Annotated in this window: 29 protein-coding genes; 15 read left to right on the top strand and 14 right to left on the bottom strand. The window is 68.5% G+C overall.

Annotated elements, in window-relative coordinates:
* Positions 1-91: 91 nt before the first annotated feature.
* Both DOL89_RS15420 and eutC read left to right on the top strand, forming a co-directional pair.
* Entirely contained in the window at positions 92-1,477 is a 1,386-nt protein-coding gene (locus DOL89_RS15420; RefSeq protein ID WP_119679949.1) for an ethanolamine ammonia-lyase subunit EutB, read from the top strand.
* Positions 1,474-2,208, top strand: coding sequence for an ethanolamine ammonia-lyase subunit EutC (gene eutC, locus DOL89_RS15415; protein ID WP_119679948.1), 735 nt, complete (start codon positions 1,474-1,476; stop codon positions 2,206-2,208). The genes DOL89_RS15420 and eutC overlap by 4 nt, the downstream gene beginning before the upstream one ends.
* A gap of 3 nt (positions 2,209-2,211) precedes the next feature.
* Here eutC and DOL89_RS15410 read toward each other — a convergent pair whose 3' ends face one another.
* A complete protein-coding gene (locus DOL89_RS15410; protein WP_225889823.1) occupies positions 2,212-4,251 on the bottom strand; it encodes a transglycosylase domain-containing protein in 2,040 nt (679 codons plus the stop codon).
* A 387-nt stretch (positions 4,252-4,638) separates the two neighbouring features.
* Here DOL89_RS15410 and DOL89_RS15405 point away from each other — a divergent pair, with 387 nt between their 5' ends.
* Complete coding sequence (locus tag DOL89_RS15405; protein WP_162937552.1) at positions 4,639-6,582, top strand: alpha/beta hydrolase family protein; 1,944 nt, start codon at positions 4,639-4,641, stop codon at positions 6,580-6,582.
* A gap of 27 nt (positions 6,583-6,609) precedes the next feature.
* Here DOL89_RS15405 and pspF read toward each other — a convergent pair whose 3' ends face one another.
* Complete coding sequence (gene pspF / locus DOL89_RS15400) at positions 6,610-7,794, bottom strand: phage shock protein operon transcriptional activator (RefSeq protein WP_119679946.1); 1,185 nt, start codon at positions 7,792-7,794, stop codon at positions 6,610-6,612.
* Between the two features lie 236 nt (positions 7,795-8,030).
* On the opposite strand from pspF, the gene DOL89_RS15395 reads away from it, so the two are divergent.
* The 8 genes from DOL89_RS15395 to DOL89_RS15360 all read left to right on the top strand — a co-directional run bounded on the left by DOL89_RS15395 (position 8,031) and on the right by DOL89_RS15360 (position 12,544).
* Positions 8,031-8,231 carry a hypothetical protein gene (locus DOL89_RS15395; RefSeq protein ID WP_119679945.1) on the top strand — a complete coding sequence of 67 codons (201 nt, stop codon included), beginning with the start codon at positions 8,031-8,033 and terminating at the stop codon, positions 8,229-8,231.
* 13 nt (positions 8,232-8,244) lie between these two features.
* Positions 8,245-8,925: a phage shock protein PspA gene (pspA, locus tag DOL89_RS15390; protein ID WP_119679944.1), complete on the top strand. Its 681-nt coding sequence runs from the start codon at positions 8,245-8,247 to the stop codon at positions 8,923-8,925.
* Positions 8,926-8,988: 63 nt separating this feature from the next.
* Positions 8,989-9,216, top strand: coding sequence for an envelope stress response membrane protein PspB (gene pspB / locus DOL89_RS15385; protein ID WP_119679943.1), 228 nt, complete (start codon positions 8,989-8,991; stop codon positions 9,214-9,216).
* Complete coding sequence (pspC, locus tag DOL89_RS25575; RefSeq protein ID WP_225889822.1) at positions 9,213-9,938, top strand: envelope stress response membrane protein PspC; 726 nt, start codon at positions 9,213-9,215, stop codon at positions 9,936-9,938. Before pspB ends, pspC begins: the two co-directional genes overlap by 4 nt.
* 3 nt (positions 9,939-9,941) lie before the next feature.
* Complete coding sequence (locus tag DOL89_RS15375) at positions 9,942-10,184, top strand: hypothetical protein (protein WP_119679942.1); 243 nt, start codon at positions 9,942-9,944, stop codon at positions 10,182-10,184.
* 9 nt (positions 10,185-10,193) lie between these two features.
* Positions 10,194-10,412, top strand: coding sequence for an envelope stress response membrane protein PspB (locus tag DOL89_RS15370; RefSeq protein WP_119679941.1), 219 nt, complete (start codon positions 10,194-10,196; stop codon positions 10,410-10,412).
* Between the two features lie 64 nt (positions 10,413-10,476).
* Positions 10,477-11,151: a tellurite resistance TerB family protein gene (locus DOL89_RS15365; RefSeq protein WP_162937551.1), complete on the top strand. Its 675-nt coding sequence runs from the start codon at positions 10,477-10,479 to the stop codon at positions 11,149-11,151.
* Positions 11,152-11,278: 127 nt separating this feature from the next.
* Positions 11,279-12,544 (top strand): MFS transporter, encoded by a 1,266-nt coding sequence (locus DOL89_RS15360; protein WP_119679939.1) that lies wholly within the window; start codon positions 11,279-11,281, stop codon positions 12,542-12,544.
* Here DOL89_RS15360 and DOL89_RS15355 read toward each other — a convergent pair whose 3' ends face one another.
* On the bottom strand, positions 12,545-13,069 hold the full coding sequence (locus DOL89_RS15355; protein WP_119679938.1) for a hypothetical protein: 525 nt from the start codon (positions 13,067-13,069) through the stop codon (positions 12,545-12,547).
* Between the two features lie 111 nt (positions 13,070-13,180).
* Here DOL89_RS15355 and DOL89_RS15350 point away from each other — a divergent pair, with 111 nt between their 5' ends.
* Positions 13,181-13,627 carry a cyclic nucleotide-binding domain-containing protein gene (locus DOL89_RS15350; protein WP_119679937.1) on the top strand — a complete coding sequence of 149 codons (447 nt, stop codon included), beginning with the start codon at positions 13,181-13,183 and terminating at the stop codon, positions 13,625-13,627.
* A gap of 23 nt (positions 13,628-13,650) precedes the next feature.
* Here DOL89_RS15350 and DOL89_RS15345 read toward each other — a convergent pair whose 3' ends face one another.
* The 7 genes from DOL89_RS15345 to DOL89_RS15315 form a co-directional block, all read right to left on the bottom strand.
* A complete protein-coding gene (locus DOL89_RS15345; protein WP_119679936.1) occupies positions 13,651-13,947 on the bottom strand; it encodes a hypothetical protein in 297 nt (98 codons plus the stop codon).
* Positions 13,948-14,009: 62 nt separating this feature from the next.
* On the bottom strand, positions 14,010-14,534 hold the full coding sequence (locus tag DOL89_RS15340; RefSeq protein WP_119679935.1) for a L,D-transpeptidase family protein: 525 nt from the start codon (positions 14,532-14,534) through the stop codon (positions 14,010-14,012).
* 56 nt (positions 14,535-14,590) lie between these two features.
* The gene (locus DOL89_RS15335; RefSeq protein WP_119679934.1) at positions 14,591-15,916 is read right to left on the bottom strand and encodes a bifunctional folylpolyglutamate synthase/dihydrofolate synthase; all 1,326 of its coding nucleotides are present in this window, start codon (positions 15,914-15,916) and stop codon (positions 14,591-14,593) included.
* A gap of 23 nt (positions 15,917-15,939) precedes the next feature.
* Positions 15,940-16,878 (bottom strand): acetyl-CoA carboxylase, carboxyltransferase subunit beta, encoded by a 939-nt coding sequence (accD, locus tag DOL89_RS15330; RefSeq protein ID WP_119679933.1) that lies wholly within the window; start codon positions 16,876-16,878, stop codon positions 15,940-15,942.
* Positions 16,879-17,131: 253 nt separating this feature from the next.
* The gene (locus DOL89_RS15325) at positions 17,132-18,181 is read right to left on the bottom strand and encodes a Fe(3+) ABC transporter substrate-binding protein (RefSeq protein WP_119679932.1); all 1,050 of its coding nucleotides are present in this window, start codon (positions 18,179-18,181) and stop codon (positions 17,132-17,134) included.
* Between the two features lie 154 nt (positions 18,182-18,335).
* Positions 18,336-19,028, bottom strand: a complete 693-nt coding sequence (locus DOL89_RS15320) for a superoxide dismutase family protein (protein WP_119679931.1) — start codon at positions 19,026-19,028, stop codon at positions 18,336-18,338.
* A gap of 112 nt (positions 19,029-19,140) precedes the next feature.
* Positions 19,141-19,431 carry a hypothetical protein gene (locus DOL89_RS15315; protein ID WP_119679930.1) on the bottom strand — a complete coding sequence of 97 codons (291 nt, stop codon included), beginning with the start codon at positions 19,429-19,431 and terminating at the stop codon, positions 19,141-19,143.
* A gap of 164 nt (positions 19,432-19,595) precedes the next feature.
* On the opposite strand from DOL89_RS15315, the gene DOL89_RS15310 reads away from it, so the two are divergent.
* Positions 19,596-20,165, top strand: a complete 570-nt coding sequence (locus tag DOL89_RS15310; RefSeq protein WP_119679929.1) for a hypothetical protein — start codon at positions 19,596-19,598, stop codon at positions 20,163-20,165.
* On the opposite strand, the gene DOL89_RS15305 is transcribed toward DOL89_RS15310, so the two are convergent.
* Both DOL89_RS15305 and DOL89_RS15300 read right to left on the bottom strand, forming a co-directional pair.
* The gene (locus DOL89_RS15305; protein WP_205574599.1) at positions 20,146-20,871 is read right to left on the bottom strand and encodes a RibD family protein; all 726 of its coding nucleotides are present in this window, start codon (positions 20,869-20,871) and stop codon (positions 20,146-20,148) included. The genes DOL89_RS15310 and DOL89_RS15305 overlap by 20 nt on opposite strands.
* Before the next feature lie 91 nt (positions 20,872-20,962).
* Entirely contained in the window at positions 20,963-21,454 is a 492-nt protein-coding gene (locus DOL89_RS15300) for a MarR family winged helix-turn-helix transcriptional regulator (protein WP_119679928.1), read from the bottom strand.
* A gap of 142 nt (positions 21,455-21,596) precedes the next feature.
* Here DOL89_RS15300 and DOL89_RS15295 point away from each other — a divergent pair, with 142 nt between their 5' ends.
* Both DOL89_RS15295 and DOL89_RS15290 read left to right on the top strand, forming a co-directional pair.
* Positions 21,597-22,472: a TraB/GumN family protein gene (locus DOL89_RS15295; RefSeq protein WP_162937550.1), complete on the top strand. Its 876-nt coding sequence runs from the start codon at positions 21,597-21,599 to the stop codon at positions 22,470-22,472.
* A gap of 108 nt (positions 22,473-22,580) precedes the next feature.
* Positions 22,581-23,093, top strand: a complete 513-nt coding sequence (locus tag DOL89_RS15290; RefSeq protein WP_119679926.1) for a GNAT family N-acetyltransferase — start codon at positions 22,581-22,583, stop codon at positions 23,091-23,093.
* 12 nt (positions 23,094-23,105) lie between these two features.
* Here DOL89_RS15290 and hslU read toward each other — a convergent pair whose 3' ends face one another.
* Together hslU and hslV are read right to left on the bottom strand one after the other, a co-directional pair.
* Entirely contained in the window at positions 23,106-24,416 is a 1,311-nt protein-coding gene (gene hslU, locus DOL89_RS15285; protein ID WP_119679925.1) for an ATP-dependent protease ATPase subunit HslU, read from the bottom strand.
* Between the two features lie 2 nt (positions 24,417-24,418).
* Complete coding sequence (hslV, locus tag DOL89_RS15280) at positions 24,419-24,976, bottom strand: ATP-dependent protease subunit HslV (RefSeq protein WP_119679924.1); 558 nt, start codon at positions 24,974-24,976, stop codon at positions 24,419-24,421.
* Positions 24,977-25,291: the final 315 nt, after the last annotated feature.

The raw sequence follows: 25,291 nt of genomic DNA, 5'->3' as shown, positions 1-25,291 counted from the left end.
GGCCCCAGGGGCGGTGCGGGCCGCCCTAGGCCCCGGCTTCCGCCGGGGTGACGGAGCGTTGTTATCGTGACAGAGCGGCAAGGATGCGCGCATGAGCTTCACAGCCACCCTCGGCGGCACGCGCCATGTGTTCGCGGACCTGAAGACCCTGATGGCCAAGGCCACGCCGGACCGGTCGGGCGACCGGCTGGCGGGGCTGGCGGCGGAAAGCGGGGCGGAGCGGGTGGCCGCGCGCATGGCCCTGGCCGACCTGCCGCTGAAGCATTTCCTGGACGAGGCACCGATCCCCTATGAGCGGGACGAGGTCACCCGGCTGATCCTGGACAGCCATGATGCGGCGGCCTTCGCGCCCGTGGCGTCCATGACGGTGGGCCAGTTCCGCGACTGGCTGCTGTCCGACGCCGCCACGCCGGAGGCGCTGGGCGCCCTCGCCCCCGGCCTGACGCCGGAGATGGCGGCGGCCGTGTCCAAGCTGATGCGCAACCAGGACCTGATCGCCGTGGCCCGCAAATGCCGGGTGGTGACGGCGTTCCGCTGCACCATCGGCCTGCCCGGCCGGCTGTCGGTGCGCCTCCAGCCCAACCACCCCACCGACGACCTGAAGGCTATCGCGGCCAGCATCCTGGACGGGCTGATGTATGGCTGCGGCGATGCCGTGATCGGGATCAACCCCGCCACCGACAGCGTGGGCCAGACCATCGCCCTGCTGGAGATGCTGGACGATCTGCGCACCCGCTGGGCCATGCCGGTGCAGTCCTGCGTGCTGGCCCATGTCACCACCCTGATCCAGGTGATGGAGCGGCAGGGGCCGGCGGATCTGGTGTTCCAGAGCATCGCCGGCGGCCAGGACGCCAACCGCGCCTTCGGCATCGACCTCGCCCTGCTGGAGGAGGCGCATCAGGGGGCGCTGGCGCTGAAGCGGGGCACCGTGGGCGACAACGTCATGTATTTCGAGACCGGCCAGGGCAGCGCGCTCAGCGCCGACGCCCACCACGGGGTGGACCAGCAGACGATGGAGGCCCGCGCCTATGCCGTGGCCCGCCGGTTCCGGCCGCTGCTGGTCAACACGGTGGTGGGCTTCATCGGGCCGGAATACCTCTATGACGGCAAGCAGATCATCCGGGCCGGGCTGGAGGACCATTTCTGCGGCAAGCTGCTGGGCCTGCCCATGGGGGTGGATGTCTGCCACACCAACCATGCCGAGGCGGACCAGGACGACATGGACACCCTGCTGACCCTGCTGGGGGTGGCCGGGTGCAGCTACATCATGGGCGTTCCGGGCGCCGACGACGTCATGCTGAGCTACCAGAGCACCAGCTTCCACGACGCCCTCTATGTCCGCTCCGTCCTGGGGCTGAAGCCGGCGCCGGAGTTCGAGGCGTGGCTGGCGCAGATGGGCGTCATGGACCCGGCCGGCCGGATGCGCCCGCAACTGGCGGACAGCGGTGCCGCCCGGCTGATCGGGAGTGTCGCATGAGCGGGCGGGACCCCTGGGCGGAGCTGCGGCGCTTCACGCCGGCCCGGATCGCGCTGGGGCGCAGCGGGGACGGGCTGCCCACGGCGCGGATGCTGGAATTCCAGCGGGACCACGCGCTGGCGCGCGATGCCGTGCATCAGCCCTTCGATCCGGAACGGGTCGCCGTCAACCTGTCCGGCATCGAAACGATCCAGGTCCGAAGCCAAGCGCCGGACCGCGCCGCCTATCTCCAGCGCCCCGATCTCGGCCGGCGGCTCGATCCCGCCAGCGCCAAGGGGCTGCCGCCCGGACCGGTGGAGGCGGTGATCGTGCTGGGGGACGGGCTGTCGGCGCGGGCGGTGCACGACCACGGGGCGGCGCTGGTGCGCGCCCTGCTGGACCGGCTGGGCGGCTGGACGCTCGGCCCCGTGGTGCTGGCGCATCAGGCGCGGGTGGCGCTGGGCGACCATGTGGCCGCGGCCTGCGGGGCCGCCATGGCGGTGATGCTGGTGGGGGAACGGCCGGGCCTGTCCGCGGCGGACAGCCTTGGGGCCTATCTGACCTGGAACCCCCGGCCGGGCCGCACCATGGATTCCCAGCGCAACTGCGTGTCCAACATCCGCCCTGGCGGCTTCCCGCCCGACGCGGCGGCAACCCTGATCGCCGGGCTGATGGGGGAGGCGCGGCGGCTGAAGCTCACCGGCGTGGAGCTGAAGGCGGACGCCGCGCTGGCCCCGCCCCCGGCTCCGTGACCCCTAATTGCCGGTCAAGCGGCGCAGCAGGTCGCTGATCGGGTCCGATTGCTGCGTCGGGCGCTGGGTGCCTTCCGGCGTGGGTTCGTCCTGGACCGGATAGGGCTGGGTCTGGGCCACCAGCGGCCCGGTATGGGGATTGGTCAGGCCGGGCAGGTCGCGCACCGGCAGGCCCTGGTGCGCATCCAGCATGATCTCCTTCCACAGCACGGCCGGCAGCCCGCCGCCGGTGACCCGGTTCATGGAGGAGCCGTCGTCGTTGCCCATCCAGACGCCGGCCACCAGATCGGCGGTGAAGCCGACGAACCAGGCGTCCTTGTAGTCCTGGGTGGTGCCGGTCTTGCCCGCCGCCATGCGCCCGCCGAGATTGGCGGACTTGCCGGTGCCATAGGCGATGGGGGCCAGCAGCAGCCGGTTCATGGCCGCCACGTCCGGGCCGGACACGGCATGCCCCGCCCCCGACCCGCGCCGCTGGTACAGGAGCTGGCCGTTGACGTCGCGGATCTCCAGGATCGCATAGGGGATAACCGCCCGCCCGTCATTGGCCAGGGTGGCGTAGGCGCCGGTCAGCTCCAGCAGCGTGGTCTCGCTGGTGCCCAGCGCAAGGGAGAGGTCGTTGCGCATGTTGCCGGTCAGGCCGAGACGCTTTGCCATGGCGATGCTGCGCGGCACCCCCGTCTCCTCCAGCAGGCGGATGGTGGAGGTATTGACGGAATAGGCCAGGCTGTCCCGCAGGCTGATCTCCCCCCGGAACTTGCCGTCGTAATTGCCGGGGTTCCACTTGCCCTTGCTGTAGGGCGCGTCCATCAGGACGCTGTCCTCCCGCCAGCCGGCCTCCAACGCTGCCAGATAGACCACGGGTTTGAAGGCCGATCCCGGCTGGCGCAGGGCCTGGGTGGCGCGGTTGAACTGGCTCTGGTCCCAGTCCCGCCCGCCGACCAGGGCGCGCACCGCGCCATCCGGCGTCATCACCACGGCGGCGGCCTGGCTGACCTTCGAATCCGCGCCCTTGCTGCGCAGGATTTCCGCGATATGGCTCTCAGCGGAGCGTTGGGTGTCGGCGTCGAAGGTGGTGTAGATCAGAAGGTCGCCATGGTCGGACCCGACGAAGGCGGCCACCTGGTCGGCCACCCAGGCGGCGAAATAACGCCCGTCCCCTTCCGATCCGGGCTTGCGCCGGGGTACGGCGGGGCCTTGCGCCATCGCTTCCTTGGCCTGTGCCTCGGTCAGATAGCCGGCATCCACCATCGCGGCCAGCACCACCTCCGCCCGTTCCCGCGCCCGGTCGGGATTGGCCGAGGGGGCGTAGCGGCTGGGGGCCTTCAGCAGACCGGCGATCACGGCGGATTCCCGCAGGTTCAGCTCGGTGGCCGGCTTGTGGAAATAGGTGCGCGCCGCGGCATCCACGCCGAATGTGCCGGCCCCTAGATAGACCCGGTTCAGATAGGCGGTGAGGATCTGCTCCTTGCTGTAGCGCGCCTCCAGCCACAGGGCCAGGATCGCCTCCTGCGCCTTGCGCTTGATGGTCTGGTCCGGCGTCAGGAACAGGTTCTTGGCAAGCTGCTGGGTCAGGGTCGAACCGCCCTGCACCACGCGCCCTGCCCGCCAGTTTGTCCAGGCGGCGCGCGCGATGCCGATGGGGTCCAGCCCGAAATGCCACCAGAAGCGCCGGTCCTCCGTCGCCACCACGGCCTCGATCAGGTGCTGCGGCAGGTCCTCCATATGCACGGTGGCCCCGCGCAGGTCGCCGAAGCGGTGGAAGGGCGCGCCGTCGGCCGCCACCAGCGTCACCGCCGGCCGCCGCTCGAACTTCACGGCATCGGCCACGTCCGGCATGTCGTGGGCGAACCAGGCCACGGTGAACAGCACGGCCAGGAAGCCCCAGATGGCCGTCACCACGCCCCATTTGGCGATGCTCCGCCCCCAGCCGCCGCTTTTCTTAGCCGGCTTGGCCTTCCGGGGCTTCGGCCCCTGGCCGGGCGGCTTCGGCGGTTTCGGCGGCGCCGTCAGCGGTTCACCCTGTTTCCTGCCTGTAATGCTCACGGTTCCGCCATGCTGTGTCGGTTGTGGAGGCGCGCCGTTCGATCCGGGGCCGCTGCGGCGTTTCACCCAAACTAAGGGAAACCCGCCTGCATCCCAAGCCCGCAGGGTTTCCCGTCCGCAGGCGCGCCGGCCCGAAGGTGACCTGCACAGCCGACCATCTGGTGTGCGAATTCGACGATTTCACGGCAGTCCGGGGGTGAAAGCTGGCCAGCGCCGGAAGCTGTTGCCCGGCGGACACCATCGGCGCTCCGAAGCGCGGTGTTGCAGGCCGCCACCTCCCTTTCGGAGAAGAAGAATATCCGTTCTTTTGGGGTTGCGGCGGCCATGTCGATACCCCCTCAATAAGAAGGTATTTGCACCCGTTGTTGCGGAGGGGAGAGTATGGGGATGGCGTTTCGACGTGGCGTCGCAGGTCTGGCCACGTTCGGTATTCTGACATTCGGGGCCATGGGCGTCATGACGGCCCGGCCGGCGCTTGCGGCGCCGCCGCCGGTGGAAGCCTATGCCATGCCGGCGGCATCGCAGGTGGAGCTTTCACCCAACGGCACGCATGTGGCCTATCTGGCCCTGGTCAACGGCGTGCAACATCTGGTCATTCAGAAGCTGGAGACGAGCGCGGGCGACAAGCCGGTCGTGATTCCGCCCGGCGACTACCAGTTCGCCACGATCCAGTGGGCCAATTCCGACACGATCATTTTCCAGGTGATCGGCCGTGACAGCATTTTCGCCGACGGCCCCGGCCGCCGGGTTCCCGTCCGCTTTTCCCGCATGGGCGCGGTGGAGCGGGACGGAAAGAACCTGCGCGTGCTGTATGAGCCGAAGTTCGAGCCCGGCTATGCCGCCTGGACCAGCGGCGGCATCCTGCAGTTCATCGATCACGACCATGTGATGATCGTCGCCCCGGACGGCCGCAGCCAGGTGATCGGCCGTCTGAACATCTATACCGGCAAGATGGAGCGGCTGGAGCGGAGCCGGGCCAGCGGGCTGTCCTTCATGCCCGATCCCAGCGGCAAGTTGCGTCTGGCCACAAGGTTCGACGACCGGACCAAGACCCAGCGCTTCCTGTTCCGGACCGGCCTCGATGCCGAGTTCCAGGAAATCTCCCGCATCTCGCTGGACGACGATACCGAACTGGTTCCGCTCGGCTTCGGGAAGGACGACACGCTCTATGTCGTCTCCAACCATGAGTCCGACACCAGCGCCGTCTATACCTTCGACCTGAAGGCCGGGACCTTCAAGGAGAAGATCCTCGCAGAGGAGCGGTTCGACGCCGCCTCCCCGATCATGCGCCGCGGCGAAGTGATCGGGCTGTCCTATTACCGCGACCTGCCGGTCCACATCTTCTTCGATCCCGCGATCCAGAAGCTGCAGGAAGGGCTGGACAAGGCGGTGCCGGACAGCACCGAGGTGGTGATGGACTGGACGCAGGACGGCCGCTTCACGCTGCTGCTGAGCCAGGGTCCGACGACGCCGACCGCCTACATGGTGTTCGACCGCCAGAACAAGCAGCTCGTTACCCTGGCCGACACCTTCCCCGGCATCCCGCAGGAGGCCATCGGCCGCCGCGAGGCCGTCAGCTACAAGGCCCGCGACGGGTGGGACATCCCCGCCTACCTGACCCTGCCGCCGGGACGCGAGGGGGGCAAGCTGCCCTTCATCGTTCTTCCGCACGGCGGTCCCATCGCCCGTGACGACCAGTCATTCGACACCCTGTCCCAGTTCCTGGCCAGCCGCGGCTATGCCGTGCTGCAGCCGAACTTCCGCGGTTCCGCGGGCTACGGAACCAAGTTCATGAAGGCCGGCCGGGGCGAGTGGGGCGGCAAGATGCAGACCGACGTGGTGGATGGGGTGCGCTGGGCCATCGAACAGGGAGTCGCCGATCCCGACCGCATCTGCATCGTCGGCTGGTCCTATGGCGGCTATTCGGCCCTGATCGGCGCAGCACAGGACAGCGGCCTTTTCAAATGCGCCATCGCCACCGCGCCGGTGTCCAACCTGGACCGGCTCTGGAAGGAGCTGGCGTGGAGCACCGACGGTACGGAGTTCAACCGCTCCCTGTTCTTCTTCGGAAACAGGGACAGCTTGCAGGCGGTCTCCCCCTATCACCAGGCCAAGCGGGTGGAGATTCCGGTGCTGCTGATCCATGGCGACATGGACGTCCAGGCCTTCGTCGAGCACAGCCGCGACATGGCGGCCGCGTTGAAGGATGCCGGGAAGCCGTATGAATATATCGAGATCAAGGGCATGGACCACAGCCCCCAGACTGCGGAGCAGATGATCGGCATCTTCTCCGCCTGGGAGCGGTTCCTGAAGCAGCATATCGGGAACTGAGCCGTTCCCGACGAGCGTGGCGGAGGCTCAGGCCTCCGCCATCTCCTCGCCGTCCCCGGCCTCGCCGGAGCGGCTGCGCTTCTCCAGAAGCTCGTACTTGCGCAGATAGCCACGGAACTGGTGGTAGTTCAGGCCGAGGTCGGAGGCGGCGCGCTTCTGATGGTACTGGTTCCGCTCCAGCGCCGCGCGCAGCAGCGCCTTCTCGAAATCGGCCACCTGTCCCAGGAAGTCGCAATGGCCCCCGTCCTTGGGCCAGAGATGAACCACAGTGTCGGCCGGCAGCACGATCCCGGAGATGGGACCGGGCAGGCCGTTCGCCCCGTTGCCCCCGTTCGGCGCGGCCGGCGCATGGCCGTTGGCGCCGGCGGGAACCGCCGGAAGCTGGGCCATGATCGGCTCCCGCTCATAGATCGCCATCTGGCGGGGCCGCCAGGGGCTCTCGAACGGGTCGAACTGCACCTCGTCGATCGGGTCCGCCGGGTCGGCCTGCTTGTAGACGGCCCGCTCCACCACATTCTTCAGCTCGCGCACATTGCCCGGCCATTCGTAGGACAGCAGGCTGTCCATCGCTTCCGGCGTGAAGCCGGCGAAGAAGGGGCGGTCGAGCTCCCGCGCCATGGCCACACCGAAATGCTCCGCCAGCATGGAAATGTCCTCCGGCCGGGCGCGGAGCGGCGGGATGGTCAGTACGTCGAAGCTCAGCCGATCCAGCAGATCGGCGCGGAACCGGCCCTGATCCGCCATGCGGGGCAGGTCGGCATTGGTGGCGCCCACCACCCGCACATCCACCTCGATGGTCTGGGTGCCGCCCACCCGCTCGAACTCGCCATATTCGATGACGCGCAGGATTTTCTCCTGCACGCGCACGCTGGAGGTCGCGATCTCGTCCAGGAACAGCGTGCCGCCGTCCGCCAGCTCGAACCGGCCCTGGTGGCGCTTGGAGGCGCCGGTGAAGGCGCCGGCCTCATGCCCGAACAGCTCCGTCTCCAGCAGCGTCTCCGACAGGGCGGCGCAGTTCAGCTTGACGAAGGGCTTGTCCCAGCGCGGCGACAGATAGTGCAAGCGGGCACCCACCAGCTCCTTGCCGGTGCCCCGCTCCCCGATCACCAATGTGGGCCGGTTCAGGGCCGCGGCGCGGGACACATGCTCCATCAGTTCCAGGAAGCTGGGCGCCTGGCCGATGAGGGACGGAGGGCTGGCGGCTGCGTTCATGGGGTCTGCCACCTTCGATGCGGCCAGGAGATCGGCCAGATTGGCGGGATCGGCGACCCAGTGGTGGGAATCGCGAAATCTTGGGCGAAGCCTATGCCGGGCCGCTCCTGCGGTCAAGGCCGGAAATGGCGGGATTCCTAGGTTTTACAGAGCTTCCGGACCATTCGCCCGGCTTGGCACGCGGTTTGCTGTTTATCCCAGCGACACATCGGGAACCGTGAAGCAGGAGACCGCAGATGACCGACCATACGTTCGATCAAGGATACCGCGATCGCACCGTGGGCCGGACGGCCGCCGAGGACCGGACCGATCTGTCCGGCCCGTCGGGCGGGCTGCTGCGGGACCTCTATGAAGATTTCCGGGCCGTTCCCGTGGAGGCCTGGATCATCCTTGCGGTCGCGACCGTGATGAGCAACCTTTTCATTGCCCTTGCCTGAAGGAGACCCCGACATGGGCATCTTTTCCCGTCTCGGCGACATCATCAATTCCAACCTGAATTCCATCCTGGACCGCGCGGAGGATCCTGAGAAGCTGATCCGCCTGATGATCCAGGAAATGGAGGATACGCTGGTCGAGGTCCGCTCCTCCGCCGTGAAGACGGTGGCGGAAAAGAAGGAGATCGAGCGCAAGCTGGCCGACCGCCGCCGCGAGGCGGAGGAGTGGGAGCGCAAGGCCGAGTTCGCCCTGTCGAAGGACCGTGAGGACCTGGCCAAGGGCGCCCTGGTGGCCCGCAGCCAGATTGCCGAAATGGTCGATGCCATGAGCCGCGAGCTGGAGCGGCTGGACGAGGCCCTGTCCAAGACCAACGACGACATCGGCAAGCTGCAGGCCAAGCTGGCCGACGCCAAGGCCCGCGAGAAGGCGCTGATCGCCCGCCATAAGACTGCGACAAACCAGTTGAAGGTGCGTACGCAACTGTACGATACCCGCATCACCGATGCTTTCAGCCGTTTCGAGCAGGTCGAGCGCAATCTCGATGTGCTGGAAGGCAAGGCCGAGGTCATGGAAATGGGCCGCAAGAGGAGCGTGGCGGAAGAGATCGCCGAGCTCGAAGCGGACGCCAAGGTCCAGTCCGAGCTGGACGCGCTGAAGGCGCGTATGGCGCAGAAGAAGGGTCAGCAGCAGGGCTGAGGACGGGCCGGGCGCCCCTGACAGGCGGCGCCCGTTCCATCTTCCACCCGACGGGGGGCATCGATGTCCGAGTTTTTTATCGTCCCGGTCATCATATTCATGGTCATCGTGGCGCCGGTCTGGATCATTTTCCACTATGTGACCAAGTGGCGTATCGCGAAGACCCTTTCCGCCGATGATGAGCAGATGATGGCCGACCTGTACCACAGCGCCGGCCAGATGGAGGATCGCATCCGCCAGCTCGAGAAGATCCTGGATGCGGAAGCGCCGGGATGGAGGGCAAAGTCATGACCCAGGAGGACAGGACGACCCCGCCGCCCTTCCCGGGCCGCCGCGACAAGGGGAACTGGCGCTGCTCCTACCGTCCCGGACGGATGCAGGGCGGCTACCGCTCCGGACGGGGCGGCGGCCAGGACTGGGCCGAGGATTTCCTCGGCAAGCCCAGGGACATGAGCTGGAGCGCCTATCTGGGCCTCGGCGGACTCGGCGGACGCCACGACCGGCGCTATGATGAGGGCGGCGCCGGCGGCTGGTACGGGACCTCCGGCAATGGCGCGGCGCAGGGCGCGGCCATGGATGCGGGCCGCGGGCAGGAGACCTCCTCGATGAACCGCATGGACCCTTATTACCGCTCCCCCAACCCGAACCGGCTGTACCGCAACAAGCGGGAAGGCAAGCTGGGCGGGGTCTGCGCCGGGATCGCCGACTATTTCAACGTGGACAGCGCCCTTATCCGCATCGGCGTCGTGCTGGGGCTGTTCATCTCCGGCCCGATCTTCCTGGTCGGCTATGTGATCCTGTGGATGATCCTGAAGGAGCGGCCGACGCACCTGTTCGACTCCCCGGAGGAAGAGGTGTTCTGGCGCTCGGTCACCACCAAGCCGGACCAGACCCTGGCCGGATTGCGGTCCAAGTTCCGGACGCTGGAGCAGGAGATTTCGGCCATGGAGGGCTATGTCGCCTCCCCGGAATTCACCCTGAACCGCCAGTTCAAGGACCTGGAGAAGAACTGAACCATGAGCGCCGGCCTTCTCATCCCCATCCTGGCGCTCCTGATCCCGATCGTCGCCATCGTGACCCGCGAGATGCGGAAATGGCAGCGGCTGGATGTGGAGGCGGCCAAGCGCGACGTCGATGTCCGCCGCCATGTCCGCGCGCTGGAACAGATCGAGAAGCGGGTGGGCGACATCGAGGCCTATGTGACCAGCCCCGAATTCCAGCTCAACCGCGAGCTCGGCCGGCTGGCCGACCAGCCCTGAGGTACTGACATGTCCGGTGGAATCCTCATCCCCATCCTCGCATTGATGATCCCGATCACCGCCATCGTGATGAGTCACCTGACCAAGTGGCGGGCCATGAAGGTGGGCGGCCTCTCCTCCAAGGTGGAGACGGAGCTGCTGACCCGGGCCGAGCGGCTGGATGAGCGGGTGGTGCAGCTGGAGAAGATCCTGGACGCCGAGGCTCCGGGCTGGCGCGCCCGGCGCTGAGCGGAACGGCCCGTCCTCCACCCTGTTGCCCCTTGGGCAGCGAACGGGAGGAAAGAAACCGGCCATGGCGAATATTCAGCGCATACTCGGCACCTTGTTGGCATCCGGCCTGGGCGGGCGCAGCGCCCGCGGATCGGTCTTCGCCAGCGCCACCCGCACGCCCCTCCATGCCTCGCGCGGGGGCATTGGCCAGACGGGAAGCCTGGCAAGCCTGGGGTATCTGGCCTATCAGGCCTACCAACAGATGAAGGCGGCGAACCCGGCGGCGGAGAACGCGCCCACGGTGCATCTGCAGGGGCGCAGCGCCCACGGAACCGGCCCGTCCCTGGGCGACCGCATGGCCGAGCAATTGGTGCGCGGCCCGGCCCCGGACGATCCCGCCATGCGGATCGGCGACCAGAAGGCGCTGCTTCTGGTCCGCGCCATGGTGGCCGCCGCCAATGCCGACGGACATATCGACCGGGAGGAGCGCGGCCGCATTCTGTCCATGCTGGACCGGGCGGGAGCCAGCGGCGAGGAGCGCCAGATCCTGGAGCGGGAGCTGGAGAACCCGCCGAGCCTGGAGGATATCGCCGGCCATGCCCGCACCGGCGGGCCGGAACTGGCGGAGGAAATCTGGCTCGCGTCCCACCTCGCCATCCGCCCGGACAGCCCGGCGGAGCATGATTATCTGGACCGGCTGGCCGGGCATCTGAACCTGGACAGCGCCCGTCGGGAGGAGTTGCGCCGGATCGCCTGATGGCAAGCGCCGCACGCCCGGCGCAGTTGCATGACAGGGCGATATGTCGTTATGGGATAGTGGACGGGGCCCGCGCGGAAGGGTATGACCGGTCTGCCGCTCATCCGCCCCTGCCGCCGGACTTCTATTGAAGCTGACTTCCACGGAATGGCGCCTCAGCGCCCTGATGACGACGGTGCAGCTTGTCGGCGTGCTGTCCTTCATGATCGTCATGCCGTTGGGGCCGGATTTCACCCGCGATCTGGGCATCCCGCCGGCCCAGGTGGGTTGGATCATGGCGGGCTACACCATCGCCTCCGCCTTCGGCGGCATCAGCTCCGCCCTGTTCATCGACCGGTTCGACCGCCGCCCTGCCCTGGCTATGGCGCTCACCGGGCTGATCCTGGGCAACATCGCCGCCGCCATGGCCTGGAACCTGGAGAGCCTGATCGCGGCGCGCATCTTCTCCGGCCTGTTCGGCGGACCGGCGGCTGCCCTGTCCGTCTCCGTCGTGGCGGACAATGTGCCGATCGAGCGGCGCGGGCAGGCCATGGGCATGGTCACCAGCGCCATTTCCATCGGCGCCGTCTTCGGAATCCCGCTGGGGCTTGAGATCGCGCATCTCACCTCCTGGCGGGTGACCTTCCTGGCGGTCGCCGGGCTTGGCGTGGCGCTGATGATCTTTTCCATGACCATGCTGCCGTCGCAACGGCTGCATCTGGCCGATATGCCGGCCGATAGGGGAAATCCGCTGATGCGGCTCATGCGCATCGCGGCGCGCCGCTCCACCCTGCTGGCACTGGCGCTGGCGGCGGTGGCGATCATCCCCGGCTTCATGGTGATGACGAACCTGCCGGTCTTCCTGCAGTTCAACCTGGACTTCCCGCGGGAGGATCTGGGCCTGCTCTACATGGTGGGCGGGGTGGTGAGCTTCTTCGGCATGCGCTGGACCGGCCAGTTGGTGGACCGTTTCGGCTCCACCCCCGTCACGCTCGCCACCACGGCCGGCATGGCGGCCACGATCTGGCTGATCTTCGTGGGTCGGGACTGGGTAGCGCTGCCGGCCCTGCTGCTGGTGCCCTGCTCCATGATGTTCAATACCGCCCGCATCGTGGCCCAGAGCACCGCCGTCTCCAAGGTGCCCGATCCGGGGGAGCGGGCGGGGTTCATGGCGCTGGTGCAGGCCTGCACCCAGGTTTTCAGCTCCATCGGTGCGATGGGGGCGGCAACCGTGCTGGACTCCGCTCCGGACGGATCGCTGCTGCATGTCCAGACGGTGGCGATCCTGGCCATCCTGGTCAGCGTGCCGGCCCCCTACCTGATGTGGCGGTTGGAACGGATGGTTCCCCGCCATGCGGCCAGCAGCCACCGGGTAAAGGCCGTCGCAGCACGGGCCAACACGCCGCCCGGCTGATCAGCCGCCCGTTTCCCCCAACAGAGTTCTCAGAGTTGCGGCCGCGGCTGCCGGCTCCGCTTCGCCCACCACCCGGTCGGGGGCGCGCTGCCCCTCCGGCACCGGCAGCGGCGTGCCGCCGGGCGACCAGACGGCGATCAGCGGCCGGGGCTGCCGGCGCGCCGCGATCTCCAGCAGCGGCTTCAGCTCGAACCGGAAGGCACCGCTGCCAAAGGCCGCCCCGTCCAGCAGCAGCAGCGCCGGCCGGACCCGCGCCGCTATGGCCAGGCTGGCTGCGGCGCGCCGCTTCTTCCAGGCATGGTCCACCGGCTGCCCGTCCGGGTCCAGTATCCAGTGCCCGCCCGCCATCAACCCGCCCGCCGGCGGCAGTGGCGCGAGCTCCACCCCCGCCAGAGCGGGCAGGCGGATGCCGCCCCAGGCCAGCACCGTGGCGGCCCCCGCCGCGGCCAGCGCTTCCACGAGGTGCAGGGTGTGCCGCTCCCCGGCGGGGTCGAGCGGTTGGGCCAGATACAGGATCGCGCTCATGCCCAAGCCGGTAACATGGCATCCGGACGCGGTCGAGAGGCTGGACAAGCCCGCCGGGCTGCGGCACCACTTGACCTATCGTTTTGGAAGCCGCCTGGGAGAACACGCCCTGTGAGCATTGCCGAGGATGTGGAGGCGCTACGGCGCATAAAGCTGTTCGCCAACATCGAGGTGTCCAAGTTGAAGCTGCTGGCCTTCACCAGCGAGCGCGTCGGGTTCGAGGCCGGCGCCGTGCTGTTCCGGCAGGACGAGGTGGCGGATGCCGCCTATGTGGTGCTGGAGGGCGAGGCGGAAATCATCGTGGAAACGCCCCAGGGACCGGTTGTCGTGGCCGTGGTGGAGAAGAACGGCGTCCTGGGCGAGATCGCCATCCTCTGCGACGTGCCCCGCACCGCCACTGTCCGCGCCCGCACGCAGCTGAGATGCCTGCGGGTCTCCAAGGAGCAGTTCTTCCGCCTCATCACCGAATTTCCGCAGATGGCGGTGGAGATCATGCGGGAGCTGGCCCAGCGCCTTGAAAAGACCACCCGCGAGCTGGGCGAGGCCCGCGGGGGCTGAAGCCCGACGGGCAGGGCGTCCGGTCAGAAGCGGTCCCGGTCCCGGCGCGGCCAGAAGCCCCAGAGCAGCAGAAGCAGGCCCGGCGCCAGGACCGTGATCACCGCCGGCCAGAGCAGGGCGGGCAGCACCGCATTGTCCCACAGGGCCGGGCTGACATGCCGCTGGATGCCGGCCTGGAGCAGGTTCAGGCTGGGCGGGTGCAGGCTGTACCAGACATCGCCCACCGTGCCGGCCGGCCCGTCCATCGCCAGATCGCGCAGGAACAGGCCGAAGGCGACGGCGATCAGCAGCAGGCCGAGGATACGGGCCACGAGGCGCATGGGCCGATGCTCCTTCCTTGTTCGCTCCCGGTTCGTTCCGGGTTCGCTTCGATCCGGCCGGGTCAGGCGGGCACGACCAGCCGGTCTCCCGGGCCGCACAGCGCCAGTACCTCCAGCAAATGCGGCAAGGGCAAGGCCACGCAACCGGCCGTGGGCATGAAGCCCGGCTGCTGCTCCGCCGGACGGCTCACATGCAGGAACACCGCGCTGCCCAGGCCGGGAACCGGCGGGTCGTCATTATGGCCCAGCACCACGACCACGTCATAGGCATGGTCCTCCCGCCACATCTCCTCATGGCCGGCGGCGAAGGGACGCCTGACGGGGCGGTTGTAGTCCGGGTGGGCGGGGTCGTCGCACCAGCCGTCGTCGGGCGTGATTTCCGAAACCGGCAGGGCGGTGCGGGGTGCCGCCAGCCGGTCGGGCCGGTACAGTACCCGGCGGATGGGCCAGGCCCCCACGGGCGTGCCGCCATCCCCCTCCCGCTTGTCCGCAACGATGCCGCCGCGCCCGATGGCGCAGGCATAGCGTCGTCCGCCGACGTTCAACACATGCCCCCCGCCGGGGGCGGTTTCGACGATCAGGTCCATGGATGGGTGTTAGCCGCTACCGGGCCGCATGTCCAGGCGGCGGCAGCGGGTCCGGTCTAGCCATTGTCCCGCAGCACCGTTCCGGCGAGATAGAGCGAGCCGCAGATCAGGATGCGGGCCGGCTGGTCCGCGCCATAGGTCAGCAGCCGCACGGCCTGCTCCACGCTGACCGCCGGCTCCACTGCCGCGATGCCGGCGTCGCGGGCCAGGGCCGCCACCTCGGCCGCCGGCAGGGCGGCTGGTTCGTCCGGGATGGAAACAGCGGCCACGCGGCGCACATGGGGGGCCAGCGGACCCAGGAAATCCAGCGGGCGCTTGCTGCCCAGCATGCCGAAGACAAGGTCCAGCGGCCGGCCGTCGTCAGCCCAGCGCTGCGCCTGCGCCGCCAGCACCTCGCCGGCGCTGTCATTATGTCCGCCATCCAGCAGCAGTTCCCAACCGGCGGGCAGGATGTCCGCCAGCGGGCCGCGGGTCAGCCGTTGCAGCCGGGCCGGCCATTCCACGGCGGCGAGGCCCCGCATCACGGCCTCGTTCGGGATCGCCACCGGCAGATGCTCCGACGCGGCGACGGCAAGGCCGGCATTCAGCACCTGGTGCGCCCCGGCAAGGCCGGGGGCGGGCAGCTCCAGCACCCGGCCGCCGCCGCTGTAGCGCATGCCGGTTTCCGTCACCTCCGCGTGCCAGCCCTCCGGCGCGCCAAACAGGCGCAGCGGCGCGCCCAGTTCGGCGGCCCGCGCCCGGAACACGGAGGTCACGGCGGGGTCCGCTTGGGGATAGGCCACGGCGGGCGCGCCCGGCTTCAGGATTCCGGCCTTTTCCGCCGCGATCTCCTGGATCGTGCCGCCCAGGAACTGCATATGGTCCATGCTGATGCGGGTCAGCACGGAGACGGCGGGCCGGTCGATCACGTTGGTGGCGTCCAGCCGGCCGCCCAGCCCCACCTCCAGCAGCGTCAGGTCGGCCGGAACCTGGGCGAAGGCCTGGAAGGCGGCGGCGGTGGTGATCTCGAAGAAGGTGATCGGGTCGTCCCCGTTCAGCCGCTCGATCTCCTCCAGCAGCTCCGCCAGCGCCGGATCGCCGATCAGGGAACCGGCCAGCCGGATGCGCTCATGGAAATGCACCAGATGCGGGCTGGTATAGACATGCACCTTGTACCCCGCCGCCTCGGCCATGGCGCGCAGGAAGGCGACGGTGCTGCCCTTGCCGTTGGTGCCGGCCACATGGGCAACGGGCGGCAGCCGCCGCTCCGGATTGCCGAGCTTGGCCAGCAGCCGCTCGATCCGGCCGAGCGACAGGTCGATCACCTTCGGATGCAGCCGCCGCATCCGCTCCAGCACGGCTTCCAGCCGCGGCTCGGCCGGGGCGACCGCCGCCTTGATCATGACTCGGGCGTCCTTGGTCAGCGTTATTCCGCGGTCTGAACCGGCACCGGACCCGGCCGGGTCGCCGTCAGCCGCTCGTCGCGCGGCAGCATCTTCAGGATCTCCGCACCCGGACCCGGCCGGCGCAGCAGGTCGATGACGCGGCCCAGCGTGGATTTCAGCTCCTTGCGGTGGACCACCATGTCCACCATCCCATGCTCCAGCAGGTATTCGGAGCGCTGGAACCCTTCCGGCAGGGTCTCGCGGATGGTGCTTTCGATCACGCGGGCGCCGGCGAAGCCGATGATGGCCCCCGGCTCGGCGATATGGATGTCGCCCACCATGGCGAAGCTGGCGGTGACGCCGCCGGTGGTGGGGTCGGTCAGCACCACAAGATAGGGCAGCCCGGCCTCCTTCACCATTTCCACCGCGATGATGCTGCGCGGCATCTGCATCAGCGACAGGATCGCCTCCTGCATGCGCGCACCGCCCGAGGCTGGAATGGCGATCAGGGGAACCTGCTGCAGCACGGCCAGCTTGGCCGCCGCCACCAGCGCCTCACCCACCGCCATGCCCATGGAACCGCCCATGAAGCCGAAGTCGAAGGCGGCGATGACGGCCGGCTGGCCGTTGATGGCGCCATGCGCCACGATGATGGCGTCCTGCCGCCCGGTCTTGGACTGGGCGTCCTTCAGCCGGTCCGTATAGCGCTTCTGATCCCGGAACTTCAGCGGATCGACCAGCACCTTGGGCAGCTCGATCGTCTCAAAGCCCGGATCGAACAGCATCTGCAGCCGCTTCTCCGGCCCGATGCGCATATGGTGCCCGCAATGCTGGCAGACATGCAGGTTCTCCTCCAGGTCGCGATGGAAGATCATCGCTTCGCAGGAGGGGCATTTGTGCCAGAGATTGTCCGGGACATCCTTCTTGGAGGACATCAGGGACTGGATCTTGGGCCGGACGAAGTTGGTGAGCCAGTTCATGCAAGCGCTCTCAGGACGGGTCGCGATCCGCGCAGGCGCGATCAAGCCGCGACCGCCATCGTGGGACTGGTGGATTGGGTAGTCCTGTTGACCTCGTTCCGTCAACAGGGCAGGCCCGCGGATCAGGGTTCCGCATCTTGCCGTCGCATCGAACCCTGCCGGGATGACAAGAAAATGGCCCGCCGTTGCCAGCGGGCCATGAGGTGGTTCCGGAGGACGACCGGAACGGGACGGTTCGGACCCGGCGCGGCGCTTACTTCCAGCCGGCGCGGTCCATGATCTTGAGCGCCTCGGCGTTGTTGCGGCCGTATTCGGCGGCATTCAGCTTGTCGGCGGTGAATTCGCCCCAGGCGGCCACGGTGGGGTGCGGCGGCACGCTGCTCAGCACCGGATACTCGTAGTTCGCGTCGGCGAAGATCTTCTGCGCCTCCGGGCCGGCCAGGAACTCGATGAACTTGATCGCGTTCGCCTTGTTCGGCGCATGGGCGGCCACGCCCGCGCCGGAGATGTTCACATGGGTGCCGCGGTCGTTCTGGTTCGGGAAGAACACGCCCACCTTCTCCGCCTGCGCCTTCACCTTCGGATCGTCGGAATTCAGCATGCGGCCGAAATAGTAGGTGTTGGAGATGGCGACGTCGCCTTCCCCGGCCGCGACGGCCAGGATCTGGTCGGTATCGCCGCCCTGGGGCGGGCGGGCCAGGTTGGCGGCGATGCCGCGGGCCCACTCCTCGGTCTTCTCCGGCCCGTGCGCGGCCAGGATGGAGCCGGTCAGGGACTGGTTGTAGACGTTGGTGGAGCTGCGGATCAGCAGCCGGTCCTTCCACTTCGGATCGGCCAGATCCTCGTAGGTGGACAGCTCTTCCGGCTTCACCGCGTCCTTGTTGTAGATGATGACGCGGGCGCGGCTGGACAGGCCGAACCAGTGGCCGTCCTTCTCCCGGTACTGCGGCGGGATGGTCTTGCTCAGATAGTCGGAGCTGACGGGCTGGAGGATTCCGGCCTCCTGCGCGCGCCACAGCCGGCCGGCATCCACCGCGACCAGCACGTCGGCCGGGCTGTTGCGCCCTTCGGCCTTCATGCGCTCGATCAGCTCGTCATCCTTGCCTTCGATCAGGTTGACGCGGATGCCGGTTTCCTTCTCGAAGGCATCATAGAGCAGCTGGTCCGAATCGTAGTGGCGGGAGGAGTAGATGTTCACCTCTCCCGCAGCCAGGGCGGACCCGCCGCCCAGCGCCAGCAGCGCCGTGCCGATCACCACTCCCAGCGCACCGCGGCCCAGTGCGCGCCGACCGATCATGCCCATTGCGATACTCCTCCCCAACCCGGGTTCTGCGGATCGATGTTGCGAATTGTTCGCAGTTGCGCGCAGATTGGCCGCAGGGCCGGGGCCTGTCAAGGGCAAATGCGACCCGTTCTCAGAACGGGCCCCGGCCAATGCGCAGGCTGGAAGGCTTCGCTCAGCGGCCCGGCTTTTCCGGGGCCACGCCGGCATCCGCCATGGGCGAGACAATCACGCCGCAGGCGATGCGATTGCCGGAATCGCCGGCCGGATCGGTGCTGTAATCGTCCACCGTGGCGTGCAGCACGACGGAGCGGCTGCCGCTGGGCAGCAGGCTGGCAGTGCCGCCGGGCTGGATCTGGACGCTCTGGGTGAAGTAGTCGACCTGTACGACCCCGTCCTGCTCGGCATAGACGTTGGGCAGGTCGCCGGCATGCATGCCCTTCTCGCTGAGGATGCCGTGGCTGTTGCCGCCTGGCGCGTAGTGGCCGCCGGCGGACTTGAAGTCCGGCGGCTCGCAGGCTCCGTTCTGGTGGATGTGCAGCCCATGGCCGCCGGCCGGAACGTTCTGAAGGCGGATCTGCACCAGCGTGCCGTTCGGCGTCTCGACGAAGGCCACCGTTCCCATGCGCTCGCCCTTGGGGCCCTGCAGCTCGGCCGTGGCCGTCATCTGCACGTCGGCACCGGCCGGATTGGTCTGTTGCAGCAGCCGGTCGTCCGGACTGGTCTGCGTCTGGGTGCCGATCGGACCCCGACGTTCGGTCTGGGCGGCGGCGCCCCCGGCGCTCCCGCCCTGCTGGGCGACAGCCGGGGCGGCCAGCAGCAGTAGGGCCGTGGCGGCGGTGGCGGCGCTGATCTGATGGCGCGGCATGGGATTCTCCCTTTCGTTGGTCGTGGCCCTGGCAACCGGCACGGGCGCTCACGGGTTCCCGCCCGCGGCGGGCGGATGCCCGCGCGGCAGGGACGACGCGCCCGGCCGTCCGTCAGTGCTTGCGGCTTACCAGTTTGAAGAAGCGGCTCTTGTTGCCGTCGATTTCGTCCTGATAGAGGAAGGCCAGCTCACGATCCTCGAAGGTCTTGAAGAACTCGTCCCAGGTGATGGGCTCCAGCCCTTCTTCCTGCTCGTCGAAGTCGATGCGCAGGATGCCGCCGTCATCGCCCTTGTGCGTGCCCTTCACCGATGCCGGACGACCGTTGCGGGCTTCCGCCCATTTGCGGATCGTCTCGTGGTCGGTGGTCGTCTGGGCTTCGCTGCCGCGGGCTCCGCTTGCCATGGATGTCCTCCTGTCTGTCCGGTTCTGAGGAATGTCCCAGCGTCGGGACCTGTCGCCCTGTCAACCGGTGCGGCCCGATCCTCGTTCCCGATCCACGGCACCCTTGCAAATGCGAATGACTCTCAATATCCTGCATGCCACACCATGGATGGAGAGGTGCGATCATGCGCGTTGCGGATGGTGGACAGAAGCTGCCGCCCCTGGCGGCCGGCGTGGCGAGCGTGGCATGGCCGCGGACGCCGCTGGACTTCCGCCCCATGGACATGCCGCCGGCCCAGCAGCCGCGGCCCCTGTCCGTGTTCGACCTGTCCCCGGCGGAGCAGTTGCTGCTCTGGTCGGCGCGGCGCTGGCGGCACGGCCGCCACCGCTGGCAGGAGGTGGAGGCGGAGTTCCGACGCCATCTCGGCGCCCGCTGGTCGGACGCGCTGCTGCCCTGGGACATGGCGCTGGACCTTCTGCACCGGCTGCCCCTGGGACAGCCGGACATCCAGAACGGCTGCGTCACGGCGCTGAGCGGGGATGAAGCCGCGCTGATCCGGCTGGTGTCCCTGCTCCAGCAGGGTAAGACCGCCAGCACGGGTCTTCTCCTGGCCCGGCTGGCCCGCCCCTACGACCGGGAGGAACTTCTGGAATGGCTGGACCTGACGGCAGCCGCCCTGCCTCCGTTGCCGCTACGGGCGGTGCGGCCCTGCGCCGGAGCGGCGGCAGTGCGGCCTATCCTGCCTGATTGTTGACCAGGTCGATCACGCTGACATCGCCGACCAGCGTGGTGCGCTCGACCCGCAGCCGGTTTCCGGGGCCGTGCAGGAAGCGGCCCGGCCCGACCAGCCGCGGAGCGTCCCCGCCGCCGATGAAGAAGGGCGCCACCGCCAGCCGCAGCCGGTGGAACGCCCCCGCCTCCAGGAACAGGGTGAGGACGGAGCAGCCGCCCTCCACCAGCAGGCGGCGGATTCCGCAATCGGCCAGCGCCGCCAGGACCGTTCCGGCCCGCAGGTCCGGCAGTCCCACCACCTCCGCAGCGCCGCCCAGCCTGCTCCGCAGGTGCGCCGCCTTGGCAGCCGGGCAGAGCACCAGGCGCGGGCCGCCAACGGCGAAGAAGCGCGCGCCGGGATCGAGGTCGCCGCTGGCGGTCAGCACCACCTTGGCCGGCTGTTCCGGCAGGCCCGCCGTCCGGCGTTCCTCGATCAGGTCGGGAAAGCGCACCGTCAGGCGTGGATCGTCGCGCCTCACGGTGCCGGCCCCGACCAGGATCGCGTCCATGCCGGCGCGCAGCCCGTGCACTTCCCGGCAATCCTCCGGGCAGGACAGGACCAGCGGGGCGGGGCCGCAGCCGTCGATATGGCCGTCCAGCGACATAGCGGCCGAAAGCTGGACCATTTCCAGCGGCAGCGGCCCGACTCCGCTGCCGGTTTCGCCCATCAGCCCGACCTGCCCGTCCATGCGCGCCTTTCATCCAAGGGCCGGCAACATGCCGGCTGTCTTGAATCTAACGGTGGTGTCGGCGGGGCGATCCGTCCAGCCCTGATCGGGATTACTCCCGCGGGAGCCGGCCATGCCGGGCCGGCGGGCAGTAGGTCCGCTCCCGCAGCGACGGGCCGGAGCCTGCGAACCGGTCCAGAAGGCCGGACAGGAACCCCGCCACCAGCGCCGCCTCCTCCCGGCTGAGATCGTCGGCCAGACGGGCATCGAACTCGACCAGCAGCGGCCCGGCCCGGGTCACCACCTCCCGCCCCGCGTCGGTCAGCCACAGGCTGGTGGCGCGTCCGTCGGCAGCACTCGCCTCCCGCACCGCCAGCCCCTGCCGCTCCAGCCGGCGGGCCAGGGTGGTGACGGCCGACTTGTTCAGCCCCAGCCCCGCCGCCAGCTCCGTCAGCAGGCAGCCCTCATCCGCCGCGATCCGCGTCAATGCGGCAAGTTGGGTGGAGGTGATCGAAAAGCGCGAGTCCAGCTCACGGTCCACGAACCGGGTCAGCGCATGGCTGGCCCGGGTCATCAGGAAGAATATCTGGTGGCCGGACGACATGCGGGAGAATGTAACCGTTGTGGTCCGTTAGCGCAATAACCAGTCCGCATATGGACCATAACGGTTACACTTGGTCCTGCCGCTTCCGGCGCTTATCCTGCCGGTCGCGCCGGGCATCCGGCATGCAATCGGGAGTAACGGAATGATCGTCTGGGCACGGTGGGCATGCGGCGCTATTGCCGCGGCGGCGATGGGAATTGCGGCGGTCCAGCCGGCCGCGGCCAAGCCGCCCATGTGGGAAGTGACGGATGCCGACAGCCGGATGGTCCTGTTCGGCACGGTGCACGTCCTGCGGCCGGACACGCAGTGGAAATCCGAGGAGATGCGGAAGGCGCTGGAGACCGCGGAAGAGGTCTGGTTCGAGGTGGACCCGATTCGGCTGGAGGACCCGGTCCTGATGGGCCGCATGGTCCCGCTGATGCTGGACACGAACAACCCGCTCTCGTCCAGGCTGGACCCGGCCCTGTACAAGCGGTTCGGCGCCATGGCCGCGGAACTGGGCGCGCAGCCGGCCCAGCTGGACCCCTTCAAGCCCGCCCCGGCCGCGGTGATGCTGGCCGGAGTCGCCATGGTGCGGGCAGGCTATTCGCCCGACAGCGGCGTGGACAAGGCGTTGCGCCGGCTGGTGCCGGACTCCGCCGTGCGGGAGCTGGAAACGGCGGAACAGCAGATCCGCTTCATCGCCGATCTGCCGGACGACGTGCAGGTGGCCCTGCTGGAAGCCACGCTGGACGACATGGCCGAGCTGGGCCATCTGGACAAGGTCGTCGCCTCATGGGCGGCCGGCGACATCAGCGGGCTGGAGGATGTGTTCGTCGCCGACCTGCTGAACGAGCATCCCCATGCCTATGAGGTGTTCGTGCGGGCACGCAACCTGGCCTGGGCCGACGCCATGGAGGCCGAGCTGAAGAAATCCGGTACGGATTTCGTCGCCGTCGGCGCGCTGCATCTGGTCGGGCCGGACGCCCTGCCCAAGCTGCTGGCCGACCGTGGCTATACGGTGCGGCGGATCGACTAACAGGTGATGAGGATGTACGTGCGTGGGCTGTGAAGCAGTTCACGCACAGGATGCGACGGACAGGAATAGGTTGCACGCTCCAGCGCAACTCTCCCGCCCAGGTCAAAGATGTCGCCGCTTCCCGTCCTGCTGCATGAGCGCCTGTCCTGCCTGCCCCGTCCCCTGTCCTGCCACCCGGCGATGCCCGACCATGTCGGCGAGATGCGCGCCCTGATCGCGGCGGAGGTGGAGGAAAGCCTGGCCAACGCCCCGGCGGAGGTGCGCGGCATGATGACGGGCATGCGGCTGGACGAGTGGCGCTCCGGCCTGCGCCGCCGCAGGCCCGGCGCGACGCCGCTCATACTGTTGGGGCGGGAGGGGGTGGCGGGCGGAATGGTGCTGGACTGGACGGGCTCCGGCCCCATCCTGCTGCTGGACGGGGTGATACATCCCGCCCTGCGGAACGGCGGCCTGGGCGGGCAGGTGATCGCCGGACTGTGCGCCCTGGCCGGACAGGCCGGCCGGCCGCTCAGGATAACCCTGCTCTACAACAACCCGGCCCGCCGCCTGCTGGCCCGACACGGCTTCCGCCCGGTGCAGGAATCGGGCGTGGACGTGGTGCTGGAGCGGGCGGCGGGGTAGGGCGTACGCGTCTTACAGGATGAACTTCGACAGGTCCGTGTTCTGCGCCAGCCCTTCGAGCTGGGCGCGGACAAATTCCTTGTCGATGGTCACGGTCTGGCCGCCGCGGTCGGAGGCGTTGAAGCTGACATCCTCCAGCAGGCGCTCCATCACCGTGTGCAGGCGGCGGGCGCCGATATTCTCCACCGTGCGGTTGATCTCCGCGGCCAGATTGGCCAGCTCGTCGATCCCGTCCTCGGTGAAGTCCAGGATCACCTCCTCGGTGGCCAGCAGCGCGATATACTGCTTGATCAGGCTGGCTTCCGGCTCCGTCAGGATGCGGCGGAAATCGTCGCGGGTGAGCGGCTGGAGATTGACCCGGATCGGCAGGCGGCCCTGCAGCTCCGGCAGCAGGTCGCTGGGCTTCGCCAGATGGAAGGCGCCGGAGGCCACGAACAGGATGTGGTCGGTCTTCACCGGCCCGTGCTTGGTGTTGACGGTGGTGCCCTCGATCAGGGGCAGCAGGTCGCGCTGCACGCCTTCGCGGCTGACATCGGCGCCGCCGCGCTCCGACCGGGCGGTGATCTTGTCGATCTCGTCCAGGAAGACGATGCCGGTCTGCTCGGTGACGTGGATCGCCTCCTTGGTCACCTTCTCCTGGTCCAGCAGCTTCTCGGCCTCCTCAGCCACCAGCACCTCGTAGCTCTCCGCCACGGTCATGCGGCGGGTCTTCATGCGGCCGCCGAAGGCCTTGCCGAAGATGTCGCCCAGATTGACCATGCCCATCTGGGAGCCGGGCATGCCGGAAATGTCGAAGGTCGGCATGCCCGGGGTCTGGTTGTCCTGGACCTGGATCTCGATTTCCTTGTCGTTCAGCGTGCCTTCCCGCAGCATCTTGCGGAACTTGGCGCGCGTCTCCGTGCCGGCGCTCTCGCCGACAAGGGCGTTCAGCACCCGGTCCTCGGCATGCAGCTCCGCCTTGGCCTGGACCTCCTTGCGCAGCCGCTCCTTGGTCAGGGTGATGGCGATCTCCACCAGATCGCGGACGATCTGCTCCACATCGCGGCCGACATAGCCGACCTCGGTGAATTTGGTGGCCTCGACCTTCAGGAAGGGCGCGTTGGCAAGCTTCGCCAGCCGGCGCGCGATCTCGGTCTTGCCGACTCCGGTGGGGCCGATCATCAGGATGTTCTTGGGCAGAACCTCCTCGCGCAGCCCCTCGGGAAGCTGCTGGCGGCGCCAGCGGTTGCGCAGCGCGATGGCGACGGCGCGCTTCGCCTCATGCTGGCCGACGATGTAGCGGTCGAGCTCGGAAACGATCTCGCGGGGGGAGAAGGCGGTCATGGTCACATCTTCTCCACGACGACATTGTGGTTGGTATAGACGCAGATATCGGCGGCGATCTTCATGGCGCGGCGCGCGATGGATTCGGCGTCGAGGTCCTGGTCGATCAGGGCGCGGGCGGCGGCCAGCGCGAAGCTGCCGCCGGAGCCGATGCCGATGATCCCGTCCTCCGGCTCCAGCACGTCGCCATTGCCGGTGATGACCAGGGAGACATCCTTGTCGGCCACGGCCATCATGGCCTCCAGCCGGCGCAGATAGCGGTCGGTGCGCCAGTCCTTGGCCATTTCGACGGCGGCGCGGGTGAGCTGGCCCGGATGCTGCTCGAGCTTGGCCTCGAGCCGCTCGAACAGGGCGAAGGCGTCGGCGGTGGCGCCGGCGAACCCGGCCATCACCTGCCCGCCGGCCAGGCGGCGGACCTTCTTGGCATTGGATTTCATGACGGTCTGGCCCATGGAGACCTGGCCGTCACCGGCGATCACCACCTGCCCGCCCTTGCGGACACACAGGATGGTGGTGCCGTGCCACTGGATCGGATCGTGGCTGGAAGAGGTATTGGACATCTGACCTGCCGGTTACGGAAGGGGCGGCTCGGCGCCACACGCCGGCCCCCGGAATCGATCCCTGCTATGTGGGCAGGGGCAAGAACGGATCAAGCGGGGCGGGGATGCGCTCGATCATGCGCCGTGGGGGGCGATGTCGGGGCCTTGTGTCGGGAGGGGTGAGGACACGGGCTTGGCGTCGGGAGGGGAGACATTCTAGAAAGATGAAAATGATGAACAGGATGAAAATGATGGAGGAGAGCATCGTCTCCAGCTGCGAGGACCTTCAGCAGCCATGGCATGAACAAATCCGGATCTTTACCGGGCGCAAAGCGC

Origin of the sequence: Indioceanicola profundi (assembly GCF_003568845.1) — a bacterium.
GTDB lineage: Bacteria > Pseudomonadota > Alphaproteobacteria > Azospirillales > Azospirillaceae > Indioceanicola > Indioceanicola profundi.
This window is presented reverse-complemented; position numbering and strand designations above follow the sequence as displayed.

Excerpts from the sequence above, each read along its gene's own strand:
- DOL89_RS15325 (WP_119679932.1), bottom strand. The coding sequence starts at position 18,181 with ATGGGCATGATCGGTCGGCGCGCACTGGGCCGCGGTGCGCTGGGAGTG.
- DOL89_RS15355 (WP_119679938.1), bottom strand. The coding sequence starts at position 13,069 with ATGAGCGCGATCCTGTATCTGGCCCAACCGCTCGACCCCGCCGGGGAG.
- DOL89_RS15295 (WP_162937550.1), top strand. The coding sequence starts at position 21,597 with ATGATCGTCTGGGCACGGTGGGCATGCGGCGCTATTGCCGCGGCGGCG.
- pspA (WP_119679944.1), top strand. The coding sequence starts at position 8,245 with ATGGGCATCTTTTCCCGTCTCGGCGACATCATCAATTCCAACCTGAAT.
- DOL89_RS15320 (WP_119679931.1), bottom strand. The coding sequence starts at position 19,028 with ATGCCGCGCCATCAGATCAGCGCCGCCACCGCCGCCACGGCCCTACTG.
- DOL89_RS15405 (WP_162937552.1), top strand. The coding sequence starts at position 4,639 with ATGGCGTTTCGACGTGGCGTCGCAGGTCTGGCCACGTTCGGTATTCTG.
- DOL89_RS15420 (WP_119679949.1), top strand. The coding sequence starts at position 92 with ATGAGCTTCACAGCCACCCTCGGCGGCACGCGCCATGTGTTCGCGGAC.
- pspF (WP_119679946.1), bottom strand. The coding sequence starts at position 7,794 with ATGAACGCAGCCGCCAGCCCTCCGTCCCTCATCGGCCAGGCGCCCAGC.
- hslV (WP_119679924.1), bottom strand. The coding sequence starts at position 24,976 with ATGTCCAATACCTCTTCCAGCCACGATCCGATCCAGTGGCACGGCACC.
- DOL89_RS15345 (WP_119679936.1), bottom strand. The coding sequence starts at position 13,947 with ATGCGCCTCGTGGCCCGTATCCTCGGCCTGCTGCTGATCGCCGTCGCC.
- DOL89_RS15335 (WP_119679934.1), bottom strand. The coding sequence starts at position 15,916 with ATGATCAAGGCGGCGGTCGCCCCGGCCGAGCCGCGGCTGGAAGCCGTG.
- DOL89_RS15395 (WP_119679945.1), top strand. The coding sequence starts at position 8,031 with ATGACCGACCATACGTTCGATCAAGGATACCGCGATCGCACCGTGGGC.
- eutC (WP_119679948.1), top strand. The coding sequence starts at position 1,474 with ATGAGCGGGCGGGACCCCTGGGCGGAGCTGCGGCGCTTCACGCCGGCC.
- DOL89_RS15310 (WP_119679929.1), top strand. The coding sequence starts at position 19,596 with ATGCGCGTTGCGGATGGTGGACAGAAGCTGCCGCCCCTGGCGGCCGGC.
- pspC (WP_225889822.1), top strand. The coding sequence starts at position 9,213 with ATGACCCAGGAGGACAGGACGACCCCGCCGCCCTTCCCGGGCCGCCGC.
- DOL89_RS15370 (WP_119679941.1), top strand. The coding sequence starts at position 10,194 with ATGTCCGGTGGAATCCTCATCCCCATCCTCGCATTGATGATCCCGATC.
- DOL89_RS15305 (WP_205574599.1), bottom strand. The coding sequence starts at position 20,871 with ATGGACGGGCAGGTCGGGCTGATGGGCGAAACCGGCAGCGGAGTCGGG.
- DOL89_RS15290 (WP_119679926.1), top strand. The coding sequence starts at position 22,581 with ATGTCGCCGCTTCCCGTCCTGCTGCATGAGCGCCTGTCCTGCCTGCCC.
- hslU (WP_119679925.1), bottom strand. The coding sequence starts at position 24,416 with ATGACCGCCTTCTCCCCCCGCGAGATCGTTTCCGAGCTCGACCGCTAC.
- DOL89_RS15300 (WP_119679928.1), bottom strand. The coding sequence starts at position 21,454 with ATGTCGTCCGGCCACCAGATATTCTTCCTGATGACCCGGGCCAGCCAT.
- DOL89_RS15365 (WP_162937551.1), top strand. The coding sequence starts at position 10,477 with ATGGCGAATATTCAGCGCATACTCGGCACCTTGTTGGCATCCGGCCTG.
- DOL89_RS15315 (WP_119679930.1), bottom strand. The coding sequence starts at position 19,431 with ATGGCAAGCGGAGCCCGCGGCAGCGAAGCCCAGACGACCACCGACCAC.
- pspB (WP_119679943.1), top strand. The coding sequence starts at position 8,989 with ATGTCCGAGTTTTTTATCGTCCCGGTCATCATATTCATGGTCATCGTG.
- DOL89_RS15375 (WP_119679942.1), top strand. The coding sequence starts at position 9,942 with ATGAGCGCCGGCCTTCTCATCCCCATCCTGGCGCTCCTGATCCCGATC.
- DOL89_RS15340 (WP_119679935.1), bottom strand. The coding sequence starts at position 14,534 with ATGGACCTGATCGTCGAAACCGCCCCCGGCGGGGGGCATGTGTTGAAC.
- accD (WP_119679933.1), bottom strand. The coding sequence starts at position 16,878 with ATGAACTGGCTCACCAACTTCGTCCGGCCCAAGATCCAGTCCCTGATG.